This is a genomic window from Spirulina major PCC 6313 (assembly GCF_001890765.1).
GTDB classification, from domain to species: domain Bacteria; phylum Cyanobacteriota; class Cyanobacteriia; order Cyanobacteriales; family Spirulinaceae; genus Spirulina; species Spirulina major.
In genome coordinates, this window is sequence record NZ_KV878783.1 from 4,465,121 (window position 1) to 4,480,922 (window position 15,802).

General features: G+C 50.5%; 14 protein-coding genes and 2 pseudogenes. 9 read left to right on the top strand and 7 right to left on the bottom strand.

Features of this window, described 5'->3' with window-relative positions:
• Nucleotides 1–117: 117 nt before the first annotated feature.
• Both SPI6313_RS19820 and SPI6313_RS19825 read left to right on the top strand, forming a co-directional pair.
• Nucleotides 118–1,500, top strand: a complete 1,383-nt coding sequence (locus tag SPI6313_RS19820; RefSeq protein ID WP_072622547.1) for a cation:proton antiporter — start codon at nucleotides 118–120, stop codon at nucleotides 1,498–1,500.
• Nucleotides 1,501–2,166: 666 nt separating this feature from the next.
• Entirely contained in the window at nucleotides 2,167–2,793 is a 627-nt protein-coding gene (locus SPI6313_RS19825) for a LysE family translocator (protein WP_072622548.1), read from the top strand.
• Between the two features lie 69 nt (nucleotides 2,794–2,862).
• On the opposite strand, the gene SPI6313_RS23740 is transcribed toward SPI6313_RS19825, so the two are convergent.
• Entirely contained in the window at nucleotides 2,863–3,009 is a 147-nt protein-coding gene (locus SPI6313_RS23740) for a hypothetical protein (protein ID WP_175551024.1), read from the bottom strand.
• 41 nt (nucleotides 3,010–3,050) lie between these two features.
• Here SPI6313_RS23740 and SPI6313_RS19830 point away from each other — a divergent pair, with 41 nt between their 5' ends.
• Both SPI6313_RS19830 and SPI6313_RS19835 read left to right on the top strand, forming a co-directional pair.
• Entirely contained in the window at nucleotides 3,051–3,434 is a 384-nt protein-coding gene (locus tag SPI6313_RS19830; RefSeq protein ID WP_281248435.1) for a RusA family crossover junction endodeoxyribonuclease, read from the top strand.
• On the top strand, nucleotides 3,434–4,114 hold the full coding sequence (locus tag SPI6313_RS19835) for a hypothetical protein (protein WP_072622550.1): 681 nt from the start codon (nucleotides 3,434–3,436) through the stop codon (nucleotides 4,112–4,114). The genes SPI6313_RS19830 and SPI6313_RS19835 overlap by 1 nt, the downstream gene beginning before the upstream one ends.
• Before the next feature lie 82 nt (nucleotides 4,115–4,196).
• Here SPI6313_RS19835 and SPI6313_RS19840 read toward each other — a convergent pair whose 3' ends face one another.
• Nucleotides 4,197–5,615 carry an NADP-dependent isocitrate dehydrogenase gene (locus SPI6313_RS19840; RefSeq protein WP_072622551.1) on the bottom strand — a complete coding sequence of 473 codons (1,419 nt, stop codon included), beginning with the start codon at nucleotides 5,613–5,615 and terminating at the stop codon, nucleotides 4,197–4,199.
• Nucleotides 5,616–5,922: 307 nt separating this feature from the next.
• On the opposite strand from SPI6313_RS19840, the gene SPI6313_RS19845 reads away from it, so the two are divergent.
• From SPI6313_RS19845 to mtnC, 4 genes are all read left to right on the top strand, one after another.
• Nucleotides 5,923–6,609: a response regulator transcription factor gene (locus tag SPI6313_RS19845; protein ID WP_072622552.1), complete on the top strand. Its 687-nt coding sequence runs from the start codon at nucleotides 5,923–5,925 to the stop codon at nucleotides 6,607–6,609.
• 16 nt (nucleotides 6,610–6,625) lie between these two features.
• Nucleotides 6,626–7,126: an adenylyltransferase/cytidyltransferase family protein gene (locus tag SPI6313_RS19850; RefSeq protein WP_072622553.1), complete on the top strand. Its 501-nt coding sequence runs from the start codon at nucleotides 6,626–6,628 to the stop codon at nucleotides 7,124–7,126.
• A gap of 24 nt (nucleotides 7,127–7,150) precedes the next feature.
• Entirely contained in the window at nucleotides 7,151–7,885 is a 735-nt protein-coding gene (locus tag SPI6313_RS19855; protein WP_072622554.1) for a GUN4 domain-containing protein, read from the top strand.
• 109 nt (nucleotides 7,886–7,994) lie between these two features.
• A complete protein-coding gene (gene mtnC, locus SPI6313_RS19860; RefSeq protein WP_072622555.1) occupies nucleotides 7,995–8,708 on the top strand; it encodes an acireductone synthase in 714 nt (237 codons plus the stop codon).
• A gap of 25 nt (nucleotides 8,709–8,733) precedes the next feature.
• On the opposite strand, the gene SPI6313_RS19865 is transcribed toward mtnC, so the two are convergent.
• Together SPI6313_RS19865 and SPI6313_RS19870 are read right to left on the bottom strand one after the other, a co-directional pair.
• Nucleotides 8,734–9,531, bottom strand: coding sequence for a glutathione S-transferase family protein (locus SPI6313_RS19865; protein WP_072622556.1), 798 nt, complete (start codon nucleotides 9,529–9,531; stop codon nucleotides 8,734–8,736).
• A 77-nt stretch (nucleotides 9,532–9,608) separates the two neighbouring features.
• Nucleotides 9,609–10,166: a hypothetical protein gene (locus SPI6313_RS19870; RefSeq protein ID WP_175551192.1), complete on the bottom strand. Its 558-nt coding sequence runs from the start codon at nucleotides 10,164–10,166 to the stop codon at nucleotides 9,609–9,611.
• On the opposite strand from SPI6313_RS19870, the pseudogene tnpC reads away from it, so the two are divergent.
• Nucleotides 10,116–11,568 (top strand): annotated as a pseudogene (tnpC, locus tag SPI6313_RS19875) (IS66 family transposase). The gene SPI6313_RS19870 and the pseudogene tnpC overlap by 51 nt on opposite strands.
• Before the next feature lie 256 nt (nucleotides 11,569–11,824).
• On the opposite strand, the gene SPI6313_RS22535 reads toward tnpC, so the two are convergent.
• The 3 genes and pseudogenes from SPI6313_RS22535 to SPI6313_RS19900 form a co-directional block, all read right to left on the bottom strand.
• Nucleotides 11,825–12,600, bottom strand: a protein-coding gene (locus tag SPI6313_RS22535) for an IS5 family transposase (RefSeq protein WP_425443111.1) whose coding sequence is annotated in 2 segments (ribosomal slippage) — nucleotides 11,825–12,283 and nucleotides 12,286–12,600 — 774 coding nt in all. Because the reading frame shifts where the segments join, the coding sequence is not laid out codon by codon here.
• 134 nt (nucleotides 12,601–12,734) lie between these two features.
• Nucleotides 12,735–14,516, bottom strand: coding sequence for a ShlB/FhaC/HecB family hemolysin secretion/activation protein (locus tag SPI6313_RS19895; RefSeq protein WP_245788910.1), 1,782 nt, complete (start codon nucleotides 14,514–14,516; stop codon nucleotides 12,735–12,737).
• A gap of 28 nt (nucleotides 14,517–14,544) precedes the next feature.
• Nucleotides 14,545–15,655 (bottom strand): annotated as a pseudogene (locus SPI6313_RS19900) (IS630 family transposase).
• Nucleotides 15,656–15,802 lie beyond the last annotated feature (147 nt).

A 15,802-nucleotide genomic window follows, 5' to 3' on the forward strand; every position in this document is an offset into this window, starting at 1 on the left:
CTTTAATCAATCCAACTCTCTAAAACATTGACATTAATCGATAGATAAGGGCGATCGCCCCCATCTCTTTCACACTCGATTTATACCCTGACTGTTTGAACGTTCCATGAAACTCCTATGATGCTACTTCCCCATCTTCCCTGGCCCAGTGCCCTCCTCCTCGAAGCCGCACCGGCTGAAGCAGACTCCTCCCTAATCTTGGCGGGTGTCCTGCTCAGTTTAGTGGTCATCTACTTCGCCAGTAAACTTGGCGGCGAACTCTCCAAACTCGTCAACCTCCCCCCCGTTTTAGGTGAACTCGTCGGCGGGGTCGTGGTCGGTGTCTCTTTTCTCCATCTCCTGATCTTCCCCGAAGGTGGAGCCACCGCCAGTGATTCCCTCTTGATCACCGTCCTTGAAACCGTTGCCGGTCTGACTCCGGAGGCCGCCGCAGGTGTGTTTCAGAGTCAAGGTGAAGTAGTTTCTGTCTTAGCAGAATTGGGAGTCATTGTCCTACTCTTTGAAATTGGCCTAGAATCTGATCTCCGCGAATTACAAAAAGTCGGGTATCAAGCCGCCCTCGTTGCGATCGTCGGCGTGGTTGCGCCCTTCGCCGGGGGAACCTTGGGCTTGATGTTCTTCTTCCATGTCACCGCCATTCCCGCCATTTTTGCCGGGGCCGCCCTCACCGCCACCAGCATCGGCATCACCTCTAAAGTCCTCTCCGAAATCGGCCGCCTCAAGTCCACCGAAGGTCAAATGATCGTCGGTGCAGCGGTGATTGACGATGTGCTGGGTATTATCGTCTTGGCCGTTGTCGCCAGTCTCGCGAAAACCGGTGAAGTAGACCTCGTTAATGTGGCTTGGTTGATCGTCAGCGCCACCGTGTTCCTCTTAGGCGCGATTTTCTTGGGTAAATTCTTTAACCGCTCCTTTGAGGCTGTGGCGCAAAGCCTGCAAACCCGTGGAAATCTCGTCATTCCGGCGTTAACCTTCGCGCTCATTATGGCGTTTTTGGCCAATGTGATTCACCTCGAAGCGATTCTAGGGGCGTTTGCCGCTGGTTTGGTGTTGGATGAAACGGATCTGCGCAAGGAGTTAGATCGTCAAATCATGCCGATCGCAGATATTCTCGTCCCGATCTTCTTCGTCTCTGTGGGGGCAAAAGCTGACCTGGGCGTGCTGAATCCCTTTGTGGCGGAAAACCGCGCCGGATTGGTGATTGCGGTGTTCTTGCTGGCGATCGCGATCGTCGGCAAACTAGTCACCGGCTGGGTCGTCTTCGGCACACCGGGGATTAATCGGTTTGCGATCGGCGTGGGCATGATCCCACGGGGTGAAGTGGGTCTCGTCTTCGCGGGCATCGGTTCAGCCAGTGGCGTGTTAGATAAACCCCTCGAAGCCGCGATCATCATCATGGTGATCCTCACCACCTTCCTCGCCCCGCCCTTCCTCCGCATCGCCTTCCAACAATCTCCACCCCTCGACCCCACCCCCGACCCCAACCCCGCAGCCTCCTAAGCACAATCACCCCCACTGCCAGGGTCTTACTCTCTCCGTCATACGATGCGATCGCCGTCCCCCTAGCTGCTCCGGCACGCTAGGGGGCATTTTTATCATCGGCTGTCCTGTGTGGAATCTGAACAGAAAGCCCTCAGACAAGATGAGGCTTTGGATGGTCGTCCCGTTCGTCCAGACGATTCTCGGTGTCTTCACTCTTAGTACAAGACAAACGTTGAAATGTGTGACAAAATCTGAAGTTTGAAGGGAGTGGGAGCATCCTGCTCCCTGTTTTATCTAAAATTCCAGCGGGCAATTTTATCTAAATTCCAGCGGGCAATTTTATCTAAATCCCAGCGGGCAATTTTATCTAAAATCCCAGCGGGCAATTTTATCTAAATCCCAGCGGGCAAGATGCCCGCACTACAGAAAATAGATTGTGATCGAATGTGTTGGGGTTCGCGATGACTCAACCCAACCGACGACATGAGCCGGGTTTCAACCTAAATCTGGTTTTTTGTCCTGTACTCAGCGCGATCGCGCATACCGCACAATTCACAAGGTCATACCGCGAAACATCGATAGGCTAGAGATATTTCCCTGGGTGACCCTCGCGTTCAGCGATCGCAAACCAGCATCCGGTTTGATCAGACCCAACCAACAAATGAGCAGAAATTGGAGAATTTTATGATCGATCAAGCAACATTATTCACATATTTAGTGATCCTGCTGGGTTTTGTTTTTATTCCGGGGCCAGCGGTATTATTGACCTTAGCCCGTTCCACCAGTTCCGGAGTCCGAGTGGGCCTCGCCACTGGATTGGGCATTGCAGTGGGGGATGTTCTGCATACTGTCTTGGCTGTGGTCGGAGTCTCGGCGGTGATCCTCACCTCTGCCTTGATTTTCAGCGTCGTCAAATATTTAGGGGCAGCCTATTTGATCTATTTGGGAATCAAGGCCATCGGCACAAAAATTGACCCGAAATTACCCATCACAACCAATACGCTCGATGCCAAAACAGCATTTCGGCAAGCGGTTTTCTTGGAAGTTTTGAACCCAAAATCGGCGATGTTTTTCTTGGCGTTTTTACCGCAATTCGTGAACCCGGAGAATGGTTTTATTGCCGTTCAACTCCTCACGCTCGGCTTGCTCTTTGTGTTGATGGGCCTGTTTAGCACCGCCACGGTCGCCTTCAGTGCGGGTCATGTGGGGACGTTTCTGCGCCGGAATCCAGTCGTCATGCGTTGGCAAAATAAAACGGTGGGGGGTATCTATTGTGGTCTGGGCATTCGGCTGGCGTTACAGGAACAATAACGGTCGTTTTTGCTCTGACGTTGCCGTCTAATCGGGTGGGCAACGGCCCACCCTGTGTTAATGAGGCAGTTAGAAACCGTCGATGATCGCTTGGGCGAATTCGGAGCATTTCAAGGGTTCGACGGGGGGGGTCAGCATCCGGGCGAGGTCGTAGGTGACTTTTTGGGAGGCGATCGCAGCATTCGTCTGAGTTAAAAAGCCGATAAAATAACTCATATCTACCCATTACCAGTACGTTGACGAGATTTGAGTTCATAGTGGATGGGCCACCTGTATCGCAACAGACTCGTAGGCGTGAGCGCCTTAGAGAGTGGCAAGGAGTGGTACGACAGGAGGCAGAAAAATATTGGCCACCAGGACAAAAAGTGGCTACACGTTCAATGATGCTACAAATAACCTACTTCTATGATACTGGTGCAATCGATGTGGACAATATCATCAAGCCGATCCAGGATGCCATAATTGGATTAGCCTACATTGACGATGATCAAGTCACTGATGTTCTCGCCAGGAAGCGGAACTTATCGGGTAACTTTAAAGTAAAAAATATGACCGTAACCTTAGCAGAAGGCTTTTCTCGTGGCAACGAATTTCTGCACATTATTGTCGCTGATGCTCCTGACCAAGAGGTATTGATCTGATGGTAACTTCAAGTGAGATCTTAGAAAGAAAGCAATTACTGAAACTAGCAGAAGAATATCGTAATCAGGGTTATGAGGTTTCTTTTCATCCAAATCCTGAAGACTTACCTGATTTTCTTGGGAATTATCGCCCTGATATGATAGCGCGCAGGGGAGATGAATCCGTAGTCATTGAGGTGAAGTCACGACGTTCACTGGACTTTTCCTCTCGACAACAACTGCGAACTTTAGCCCAATCTGTAGAGCAGCATTCCGGTTGGCGATTTGAATTCGTGATGACTAATCCAGAGGATGCTGTCTATTTTCCCGCAGCTGAACACTCTCTTCAGCAAGATGAAATAACAACAAGACTCTCAAGAGCAAGGCAACTGACAACACAACATCCAGAGTCAGCGATCCTTTATGCTTGGTCTCTTGTTGAGGCAACCTTAAGGCTTGTGACGGAATATGAGGGGCTGAGTTTGCAAAGACTGGATTCGCTTTATTTGGTGAAACAGTTAGTCACTGAAGGTGTGATTTCTCGACCTGAGTATCAGTTATTGATGAATGCCCGTTCATTACGGAATATAGTTGCTCATGGCTTTAAAACAGCTCAATTGACGCAAGAGTCTGTATCTGAGCTGATCGATATGACAGAGCAACTATTGAATGCTTTGCACTCAAACACAGCGGCAAACTAATAACTCAAATGCAGCAGACAGTTGCAAGTTATGAAGAGAATTTGGAGGGTGGGCGATCGCCCACCCTCCATTTGTTAGGCAGTTAGAAACCGTCGATGATCGCTTGGGCGAATTCGGAGCATTTCAAGGGTTCGACGGGGGGGGTCAGCATCCGGGCGAGGTCGTAGGTGACTTTTTGGGAGGCGATCGCATCCCCTAAGCCCTGCTTAATTAAGTCTGCGGCCTCTTGCCAGCCCATGAACTCCAGCATCATCACCCCAGAGAGAATCACCGAACCGGGGTTAATCCGATCCAAGCCGGCGTGTTTCGGTGCGGTGCCGTGGGTGGCTTCAAAGATGGCGCAGGTGTCGCCAATATTCGCCCCTGGGCCCATCCCAAGACCGCCCACGATCGCAGCGGCGGCATCGGATAGATAATCCCCGTTGAGGTTCATCGTGGCGAGGATGGAATATTCATCGGGGCGGGTTTGGATCTGTTGGAAGATGCTGTCAGCGATGCGATCGTTCACCATCACCTTCTCTTTCCACTGGCCATCGCCGTGGCTGTCCCAAATTGCTGCAAGGACAGATTTCACCTCTTCACAGATGACCTGTTGTTTTTCCGGGGTAAGAGAATCATAACCGGGGTCGATCTGGTGGGCGTTGGCTTCGATGGAAATATCGGGATTCGCTTCTTTGTTGCTCAAAATCCAGGATTCCCGTTCCGTGACGCATTGGTCGCGAAACTCCGTCGTGGCCAATTCATAACCCCAATCCCGAAACGCCCCTTCGGTGTATTTCATGATGTTGCCCTTGTGGACGAGGGTCACCTGTTGTTTGGCGGGGGGCAGACGCAGGGCGTGGAGGATGGCGCGGCGCACGAGGCGCTGGGTGCCGGTTTTACTGATCGGTTTAATCCCAATCCCGGCATCGAGGGGAATTTGTTTTTTGCCATGTTCGGGGGTGGCGGGGATCAGGTCGTCGTTGAGGTAGGCGATCAGTTTTTGGGCGATCGCACTGCCTTCGCGCCATTCAATGCCGAGATAAATATCTTCGGTGTTTTCCCGATAGACGATGATGTCGAGTTTTTCGGGGGTTTTGTGGGGGGACGGTGTGCCGGGGTAGTAGCGACAGGGACGGACGCAGGCGTAGAGGTCGTTGATCTGCCGCAGGGCGACGTTGAGGGAGCGAATCCCGCCGCCGACGGGGGTGGTGAGGGGGCCTTTGATCGCGATCCCGTAGTCTTTGATGGCGGTGAGGGTATCTTCGGGCAGGTATTGATAGGTGCCGTAGAGGTCACAGGCTTCATCGCCGGCGTAGACTTTGAACCAGTGGATTTTGCGATCGCCCCCATAGGCATGGGCCACCGCTGCATCAATGACTTTTTCCGTGGCGGGCCAAATATCGACCCCCGTGCCATCGCCACGAATAAAGGGGATAATCGGATCATTCGGCACAATCGGGTTGCCGTTTTCAAATGTGATGGGCGTGCCAACAGTCGGGGGAGTGATTTTTTCGTACATAACCCTAAAAACTTTGGATTCAGGTTGCGGCTCGGTGAGCCTGGGCTGATTGTCCCGAAGCTCTCATTAAAACGCTGAATCCAGGATTACGCAACTGAAAACCTTAGGCTGAATTTAAGAATTCCACCGGACTCAATCCTAGATAAGACTCGTTCACATCTTGCATAATCTGCCCGAATCATGAAACTCTGGCCAGATAAAATACGTCTGTTGGCCGTTAGGTGCGCCTGTGGTGCTCTGAACGTCTCTAGTTCCATCCATCTAAGCCCGAATCCTTCCCCCTGAAAGAGTTGAGTACTTGCCCCCTATGAAACGAATTCTCTTGGTTGATGATGACCACACGCTCCGCAACAACCTCAAAGACTATCTTGAGGAGGTGGGCTATCAAGTGGAGGGGGTGAGCGAACCTCAAGCGGCGATCGCGCTGCTGGAGAAAACCCCGCCGGACTTGATTATTTCCGATGTGATGATGCCGGCCATGAATGGCTTAGAGTTTTGTCGGCAGGTGCGGGCGATTCCGTCGGGGCAGTTGATTCCGTTTATTTTCCTGTCGGGTAAAAACGAACTCGAAGATCGGATTCGCGGCCATGAGATGGGGGCGGATGACTACATGACGAAGCCCTTTGTGCTGCGAGAATTGCTGGTGAAAATTGAGGCGCAACTGGAGCGATCGCGCCGCATCCACAGTGAAATTGTCCGGATGATGCAACAAATGAGCGGCACAGCGGGCATTCATTCCACCTCCCTCGGCATTGAAACCACTACGCCCCCGGAACCTCTCCCCCTCACCCCCGCTGAAGAGCGGGTTTTTTGGGAAGTGATCCAGGGCTTCACCAATAAACAAATCAGCGATCGCCTTTTCATCTCCCCCCGCACCGTCCAAAGCCACCTGAGCAACATCCTCAGCAAGCTCAACCTGGAAAACCGCGCCCAACTGGTAAGATTTGCTTACGAACAGGGGCATCGCGCCCCCCAGACAAACTCAGAATCCTAAGCCCGTCCTGCCCGGAATGTCATCACTTTATACGCTAGATCGGCTCCAAGCTGCGATCGCCACCCACCCCGATCACTGGCGGCCGTTGGTCTTCACCAACGGCTGTTTTGATCTCCTCCATGTGGGCCATCTCCGCTACCTCACCGCCGCCAAAACCCACGGCAAACGCCTTGTGGTCGGCCTGAATAGCGATCGCTCCGTTGCCCAACTCAAGCCCCCCCAACCCGGCCAACCTCCCCGCCCGATCATTCCCGAACAGCAACGCGCCGAACTCCTCGCCGGACTCAAACCCGTCGATGCTGTCATCCTCTTTTCCGAACTCCGCGCCACCCCCTTGATCAACGCCCTCCAACCCGATATCTACGTCAAAGGCGGCGACTACACCCCCGCCACCCTCCCCGAATATCCCGACGTGATCGCCTACGGGGGGCGCGTTGCACTGATCCAAGTCGAAATTCCCACCTCCACCACCGGGATTATTCAGCGCATCCGAGGGACAGGGCAAGATACAATCTAGAACGGGACAGCAAAAAAACGTTACATGAGCGACCAGAACAGCACCGCCTTACCCCCCAATCCTGACGAACTCGCCGCCGAACTAGAGCAAGCCTTCACCACTGGCACGCTCAAAACTCAACTTGCCACGGTGGATCGCCTCACGGCTACGGGTGAAGAGGGTTTAAACGCGCTACAGACCTACCTCCTCGATAGTGAAGACAGCCCCCCCACCCCGGCACGGGGCAAGATCTACCAACGCTTGATCCAGGCGGAGAATGGTGCGATCGCAACCCTCCTCGAAGCCACCTATCCCGACGGCATCGTCACCCCCCAATCCGAGCGCGATGTAGACTATCAAACCCTCCAAGATGCCCTGATCGTCCAAGACTACCTCACCGCCGATCGCCTCTCGATCCAACTCCTCTGCGAACTCGTTGGCCCCGCCGCCGTCCAGCGCAAATGGCTCTACTTCTCAGAAGTGGATAAAATCCCCATCCCCGACTTCCAAACCCTGGATCTCCTCTGGCAAACCTATTCCGAGGGCAAATTCGGCTTTTCCGTCCAGCGCAAACTGTGGCTCAGCCTCGGCAAAAACTTCACCAAACTCTGGGAGCGCATCGGCTGGCGACAGGACAACAACTGGACGCGCTACCCCAACAGCTTCACCTGGAATCTCACCGCCCCCCAAGGCCATCTCCCCCTTTCCAACCAACTCCGGGGTGTCCGCACCTTCGAGGCGATCTTGAATCACCCCGCCTGGCAAACCTCCGCCCCCTAAACTCCTCCCGTTCACACCATCGAGTGATCATGAATGCAAAAACAAAAACCCCTCCCCGCGATCGCTCCCGATAAAAGCATTGTCCTGTTGTTGTCATTTTTGTAGTTTCATGATTCGTTGCATTATTACCGACATTGAAGGCACAACCACATCGATTAGTTTTGTCTTTGATGTGTTGTTTCCCTACTTCCGATCGCACCTGCCCACCCTCGTCAATCGCACCCAAGAGCCGGAAATTGCTGCGGTTTTAGCAGAGGTGAAGGCGATCGTTAAAACCGAAGAAGGGCGAGAGATTGACGATCGCGCCGCCCTTGAACAGTTGGATGGGTGGGCGAAGTGCGATCGCAAAATTGCCCCCCTCAAAACCCTCCAAGGCATCCTCTGGGCCGAAGGCTTCCACAGCGGCGCATTCCAAGGCCATATCTATGACGACGTGCCCGCCAACCTCAAGGAATGGCACAGCCAAGATATTCAACTGGGCATCTATTCATCCGGCTCTGTCGGGGCGCAAAAATTATTGTTTGGCTATTCCCAATGGGGGGATTTAACGCCCTATTTTAGTCATTATTTTGACCTGGCCGTGGGGGGTAAACGGGAAACGGGGTCCTATCAAGCGATCGCCGCTGCGGTGCAATGTTTACCCGACGCGATCCTCTTCCTCTCCGATGTGGAAGCCGAACTCGATGCAGCGGCAGCAGCAGGCTTGCACACCCTACAATTAGTGCGCCCTGGAACCGCTGCAAGTTCCCGCCACGCCACCGTTAACAATTTTGACGAAATCACCGCCCAACTCCCCACCCTCGGCCTTGAACAAGGGGCTTAAGCCCCTTGCCTCATCGGTGTAAAACTTAGTCAATATTGATCGAGTGGGGCGTATCCGTGGCGAAATCAGCACCGCTACCGCTCAGGGGTTGGCGGAAATCGGCATAGAGGCGATCGCGCCACGCAAAAAACGGTTCATAGGCCGGATTGTCCGCCAGACCCGGAATCCCATTTCCCTTTAACTGTGCCGGAATATCCAGATAATTCCCCTCTGGATATTTCAAAATCACACTCAACCCCGCCACCGCAAAATCCGCCAACGTCGGCAAATCCCCCAGCAAATAGGGCGAATCACTCAACATCAAGCACAGGGCTTCGAGGTCTTGTTTCAAACTCGCTTCGGCAGACTTCATCGCATCGCCTCCCATCCCCACACCAGCCCCCAGCACATCCAAAACATTCCCCGGCATTGCCCCCACCATGGTTTTGACAATATCCGGCACATCCGGCGGCAAAAACGAGGTGCGAAACGCTTGATTCTTATTCAACGCCCCGATCAAGGCCTTGCGCCCTTTCGTACCCATGGACTCATCCGCCCATTCTTCGAGAGCCAAGCAAAATCCTTTTTTCTTCGGAGTTGTGGGAATGATCGGCTTGTCAGGATACTTGCGTTCAAGGTAAAGGGCGATTTCCGTGGAATCGGGAATGTAGGTATCGCCATCTTTCAAGACGGGAACTTGGCGCTGGCCGGACTTTTGGAAGAGTTCGAGTTGACCCATGCCCGGCGTGACCTCGATTTTGCGATAGTCGAGGCCTTTGTAATCTAAGATCAGCCGAACTTTTTCAGAATAGTGAGAGAGTTCAAATTGGTATAACTCCAGCATGGACAAGCCTCCTAGTATTTCGGCCTATTCAGTATAGAGTATGTGTCGAGGTACAGGGGATGGGGAAAAGGATTAATTTAGCCCATCGGCATAACATAGACATAGCCGTCTCTATAGATTTTCTTCGCACTCTTGACATACTGTGTCAAATAATTACGCAGTGCAATGATCTCCTGCAACCCAGAAAACTGAGGTGAAATATCATTATCTAGTAGTTTTTCTGATGACAGACTCAAATTGAATTTTTTAAGGTAGCGCACCAGATCTTCACATAGTTTTTCAAGGGCAGTCTGATCTAAATCTTTCGCTTGACAAATATACACTTCCCCCGATAAGCCCCGCAAATAATTCGTCGCATTATCTGGGTTCTGTTCAACTAAGCCCATCATCTTAAACGATTGGATAAATTCTTCAAAGCTCGTAATCAGATCCGGCACAGAAATTGAAATGGGATTTTCTAGTAAGCTCTCTGGATCATAAATCACGTTTTCTTGATCATCTTTCTGGAGATTGATTGAAAAACTGAGGTAAGGATTCAGGTGGGGGGGGGTTGACAAATCAGAAAAAACAGCTAAGTTAGCACAATGAAGCCCATCGAGATTCCCCCAGCCGTCGAACGAGAGCAACTGAGACAAGCATCATCAGAGGTGCTGGTGGAACTGGTGTTGCGGCAACAAGAGATTATTCAGCAACTAGTCTGGGAAATAGAGCGGCTCAAGAACAACGCCAACAGCGATAGCGAGAGTTCATCGAAACCCCCATCAAGCGACATCCACAAACGCTCAGAACACCAACCCCCAGAAAAAGAGCCACCAAGCCAAGGAAAACGTAAACCCGGTGGGCAACCCGGTCATCAGGGAAAAACTCGCAAAGGGTTTGGCAGAATAGACCGCTACGAAATGGTGCGAGCACAAGTGTGTGGGTACTGTGGGAGCCAAGAGTTGAGCCTAGTCCCCCGAAAAACGCGCCGCCATGAAGTAGCCGAGTTAATCCAACCCGCCATAGAAGTAGTGGAGTATGAGCAGCAGTGCTGCTGTTGTAGCCGATGCGGACAGGAAACATGGGGAGAGTTACCGCCGCAAGTGCTGGGAGGTCAAAGCTTAGGAGTCGGGCTGCAATCCCTGTTGGTGTGGTTGGGGAACTACGCTCACATGAGCTATGAAAAGCAGCAGGAATTCCTAGAGGAACTGGGGAATATCACCGTGGGAGTAGGGACATTACAAGCGACCAACGAAAGGGCATCCCAAAGCGTTAAGCCGACAGTAGAGGAACTGGGAAACTGGGTGAAAACACCAAGACTACGCCCAAGTGGATGAAACACCATGGCTAGTCAAGGGAGTGAAAGAGTGGATGTGGGTAGTGTGTGGGGTGGGTTTTTGCCTCTTCCACGCCGCTGATACTCGTTCAAGGGCGGAATTAGAGACCCTATTAGGTCGAAGCTTTGATGGTGTACTCGTCTCTGATGACTTCAGTGTGTACAACGGTTATGAGGTGAAAGCCCAGCAGAAGTGCTTGGCTCATCTAAGGCGGCACTTCAAGAAAGTCTGCAAGCTCAGGCATGGAAAAAATCCAGAGTTGGCGAAGGCATTCCTGGATTTGATTGACACAGCCTTTGAGCAGCATCGTCAGTGGCGTGAAACCGAGGATGGGGCTGCCTATCATCAATGGGCGGCGGGCTTTATCTATGAGGTGAAGGCGGCTGTGGAGCATTGGCTCCCCCTGGCTGGGCATGAGGCGGGCTTGTTATTGCGCTCTCTACGCGATAAGGCAAATCAGTGGTGGTATTTCCTGTCCCATCCAGAAATTCCCCCGGATAATAATCGTGCGGAACGCTCGTTGCGGTTGGCTGTAACCAAGCGTAAGGTTTGTGGTGGCTCGCGTTCGATGGCAGGTTTTGCCCAGACGGCAAGGTTACTGAGTGTGATTCAGACTTGTCGGACTCAAGGGCGTTCGGTGTTGAGTTTCTTGAAACAAGCTTTGATGGCGACGGCTTCTCCTGAGCAAGTCTCCATGCCTTCCCTCATCCCTGCTACCTGAATCCTTACAAACTGAGATTATATTTCATGATTTGAATTCCAATAGTTTATCGTTCAATAATGGTGATTTTAATCGGATAGGATTCAATGTCTGCATATACTGTTTTTGCTGCGGATCGATAACGCACAATGAGTTCAGTGGCATCTGGATTGCTCCGCATCTGGGCCTCAACAATCTGATCTAACATTGGACGAGTTAAATGGCGATCCTTAAACTCCAAGGCAATCTTACGCCGACCGACCACTAGGGCCTGTCATCAGTTAAGCCAAACAACAAAGGCTGCCAGGTAGATAGCCCCCAAAAAGTTGCGTGCTGTTTTGTCATAACGAGTGGCAATGGCACGATACTGCTTGAGTCGAGCGAAGAAATTTTCAATCAGATGTCGTGATTGATAGAGATGCTTATCGTAAGGATAAGGTTGTTTGCGATTCGACTTGGACGGAATCACGGCTTCACATTTCTGATGCACCAGTCGTTGGCGCACCCGCTCATCAGCATCATAGGCCTTATCCGCCAGTAGAGCTTTGCCTTGAAAATCATCAAGTAGGACATCAGCACCGTCGAGGTCGTGGGCTTGTCCACCGCTCAGAAAGAATCCGGTGGGATTTCCCAACGCATCACAGGTTGCATGAATCTTGGTACTCAATCCTCCTCGTGAGCGACCAATCGCTTGGTCTTCAGGTTCTACTGCATCGGCTAAGGTGTTTTTTTTGCTTCTGCACTGTGTTGATGAGCTCTGACAATCGTCGAATCAATTGAGCCATATTCGTTGTCTGCCTCCTCGGACAGTACCGTGAAAATTCGCTCCCACACTCCACTCTTCGACCAGCGGCTATGTCTTGTATGGACGACTCGAAAATCTCCGAATCTCTCAGGTAAGTCTCGCCACGGTATTCCTGCTCTGTAACGATATAGAACAGCTTCGACAAACAAGCGATTATCCTTTGCTGTTCCACCCACATGACCTTCCCGACCGGGCAGCAGGTCTTTGATTTTCTCCCATTGGTCATCTCTGAGGGCGTATCTTTTCATCTCTTAGGCTTTTTTCAGTTCACCTATTCTATTCTCTCTAACTGATGACAGGCCCTAATTTCTATGAATACGGTCTTGCTGGATCTCATGCGTGTTACGGGAGCGATCGCACCCCGATCCCGATCCTCATTCCCCTAAAACCTATAGGCCAAGCTGAAGTAGATGCCGTCATCTTGGAGATCGGTTTGGCGGTCGTCCAGGTTGACCAACGGCAGCGCAAAATCGAGCCGCAGGGTTAAATTATCTTGGGGTTGGATGATGATCCCGGTTCCGACACCGGCTAGCACATGCTGCCCCGAAATTTGGCTAGGATGGTCGGCATTATTCCACACCACGCCATAGTCGAAGAAGGGCGCGATTTGGAGCAATGCGCCATCGCTGGCATGGCGCAGCACCGTGATCCGATCTTCGATGGAGATGCGCCATCCCGCGTCGGAACTTCGCGCCCCTTGGCGATAGCCCCGCAGGGTTTGTTGACCCCCCAGACTGAAGCTCTCGGAGGCGAGGAGGTTATCGCCTGAGAGTTGTAAATCGCCTTGGATGATTAGGGTGTGGGTATCATTCAACCGTTGCACCCGTGCCATTTGTCCGAGCCAGGCGAAAAACTGACCGTCGGGGGTTGCTCCGCTGTTTTGGGTCGCATCGAAGAGTTCAGTGCCGAGGCTGAATTGCGATCGCAAACTCCACGCCCCATTCAAATCACGTCTTGTATAATCCTGACCAAACCGCAACACTGAAGTTTTTGTCGTGCCATCCGCTTCCGCCCCGACGCTAAAGGGCTGACCAAGATTGTTAAACAAAAACGTTTGACCATTCTTATAGGTGAAACCGAGGGAAAGGGCGAATTCTTCTCTGACCGTCCGCACCAGTGGCTGACGGAAACTGATGCGATAGGATTCCGATTCTCCCCGAATCCCTAATTCATCAAACGGTGAGGAAATAATTTCATTCCGATTCAGCGAGCCGCCGATTTCTAACGTGCCATTCATTGGATTGAGCGGCAGGCTATAGCCCAAATCAAAAATGTCCAAACCATTGGCAAAGGTTTGGGTATAAGCGAAGCTCAACACATCCCCCATCCCCGCCAAATTCCGATAGCCCAGATTCAAACCGCCACGAGTTGATCCCACACTCCGCGCTGAATAGTTATCCACAAACACCGTCCCAAAAAACGGTTTTGTTTCATCCATCTCCAACAGCAAACGACTGGTTCCCAATTCATCCCCACTTTGCAACGACACATCAAAATCATCAAAGTTGGGGTCAAGTTGCAACAAGCGCAATTGTTCTTCGAGATCATTCACATTCAAGGGCGTATCAATCCCCAAACCCAGCCGGGACGTAACGTAGGACTCGTTTAAGCGGCTCAGTCCATCAACGCTGATGTTGTTTAATGTGCCTTCGAGGACTTCAATTTGGACAATGCCTTGGTCAAGGCGTTGGGCGGGCAAGATGGCGTTGGAGGTGAGGTAGCCTTGCTTGATGTAGAGTTGCGTGATTTGCTCTACGGCAGCATTGAGCGCCCCTAGGGTCGTATTGCCTAAAACCGGGTCAAGGATGGGGGCAAGGTCGGCATCGGTGAAGACTGTACTGCCCGTGACATTAATGCTGTCAATGGTCAGAGGGGTGGTATCGCTCAATCCACCCGGATCATTGTTGCTGTCTGGGGTGATGATCAGTTCATCTCCCGGTAATGTTTGGGGTAATGGATCATCGGGAGATTGTAAGAAGCGATCGCGGTTCGGGTTGGCTTCACTTTGGGCCACAGTATTGAACCGCAGCAACGGGGCTTCGATTGTAACCGCATCCATGCGAGCCAGATCGGTACGGGTGAAAAGAGTTTGAGCCGATGTGGCTGTGGGTGTGAACGTACTACAAAGAATGAGCGTGGTTAACAGGGTCTTGGCTTGGGTCATGATCGTAACGTGGTAAGCTGATCAGCATCTAAATTGCATTGACTGAGTTTCCTTTATTTTTGATATTCCGATGCCACTTAATCACTAGTTCTCCTTCATTTAGTAATTTATGTAACAAAATCTCTAACTCTTGAATCGAATCAAAAAATCGGTTCGCGATAAATTCTTTCGCTGAATGCCACACCAGTTCTATCAAGTTGTAGTCTGGACTGTACTCTGGTAAGAACTCGATAATTAAATTCGGCATCTCTTTTTTTATTTTTTCTAAAAACTCTTTTGTTTTATGAATACTTGCATTGTCTAAAATAAGAACAATTTTACAGCCATCTTTTTCAAAGTCTTCTGCATTTTATCTTCCCCAGCCCATTCATATTTTAGATGTTCATAAAACTGTTTTAGTACATGATAAAAGTTTTCTCCTGTCCCTTTTTTTAGAAAGTCTACATACCGTTTCTTATCAGACAAGCGTAAACCCCCCATCACATTGATTCTCCCTTTTCTCCGTTTTCCTGATACCTTTTTTCGCTTTCCTTTCTTTGTCCAGTTTTTTCCCCTAATTGGTTTCAATCCAAAGCCAGCTTCATCCCAAAACCATATCTGGAGACGTTCTGGCGATTCTTTTGCTATTTTTACATATTCATTCAACTTTGTTCTAAATAATGCTCTTTTCTCTGGATTTTGCTGATCTTCTAAGCTGTATTTTGACCAAATGTACACAAATTTGTTTTTTTTAGAATCCTTCTGACCTGACTAGAACTCAATTCAATTCCAGTCTCTTGCTCTAAATGCTTTGCTAATCTCTCTGCTGTCCACCTTCCATATTCATACCCAAATTCTTTCGGTTCTTTGTCGATGATTTCTATCAATAATTCTATATACTCAGGTGTAGCTTTATGGAAATTCCCTTTCATTCTTTCGTCAACCAGGCTTTTCAAATTATTCGGATCTCCATGAGTACACCAGTAGGCAACTTTTCTTAATGAGCAACCCAAAAAATCGGCAATCTCTTGATATTTTTTGCCATCATTTCTTAATAAGAGCATCAAGATTCTTTCTCGAATATCTGGATTCTCCTGATACTTGAGTTCATGCTGCAATATTTTTTTCTCTTCCGTGGTTATATAGTTTTTAATCGGCATATCAATATGGTATTGTTTTTGTACTATTATATGTGATTTGGATGCCGATTAGCTTACTCCTCACAGGTAAAAATCAAAAGAATTGAACATTGAAAGAATCTAGGGTGACTCTATCCACAGCAAACGCTAAATCATTCAGCAACGGCT

Coding starts and splice junctions, on each gene's coding strand:
- mtnC (WP_072622555.1), top strand. CDS start 7,995: ATGATTCGTTGCATTATTACCGACATTGAAGGCACAACCACATCGATT.
- SPI6313_RS19825 (WP_072622548.1), top strand. CDS start 2,167: ATGATCGATCAAGCAACATTATTCACATATTTAGTGATCCTGCTGGGT.
- SPI6313_RS19895 (WP_245788910.1), bottom strand. CDS start 14,516: ATGACCCAAGCCAAGACCCTGTTAACCACGCTCATTCTTTGTAGTACG.
- SPI6313_RS19850 (WP_072622553.1), top strand. CDS start 6,626: ATGTCATCACTTTATACGCTAGATCGGCTCCAAGCTGCGATCGCCACC.
- SPI6313_RS19835 (WP_072622550.1), top strand. CDS start 3,434: ATGGTAACTTCAAGTGAGATCTTAGAAAGAAAGCAATTACTGAAACTA.
- SPI6313_RS19845 (WP_072622552.1), top strand. CDS start 5,923: ATGAAACGAATTCTCTTGGTTGATGATGACCACACGCTCCGCAACAAC.
- SPI6313_RS19820 (WP_072622547.1), top strand. CDS start 118: ATGATGCTACTTCCCCATCTTCCCTGGCCCAGTGCCCTCCTCCTCGAA.
- SPI6313_RS19865 (WP_072622556.1), bottom strand. CDS start 9,531: ATGCTGGAGTTATACCAATTTGAACTCTCTCACTATTCTGAAAAAGTT.
- SPI6313_RS19840 (WP_072622551.1), bottom strand. CDS start 5,615: ATGTACGAAAAAATCACTCCCCCGACTGTTGGCACGCCCATCACATTT.
- SPI6313_RS19855 (WP_072622554.1), top strand. CDS start 7,151: ATGAGCGACCAGAACAGCACCGCCTTACCCCCCAATCCTGACGAACTC.
- SPI6313_RS23740 (WP_175551024.1), bottom strand. CDS start 3,009: ATGAGTTATTTTATCGGCTTTTTAACTCAGACGAATGCTGCGATCGCC.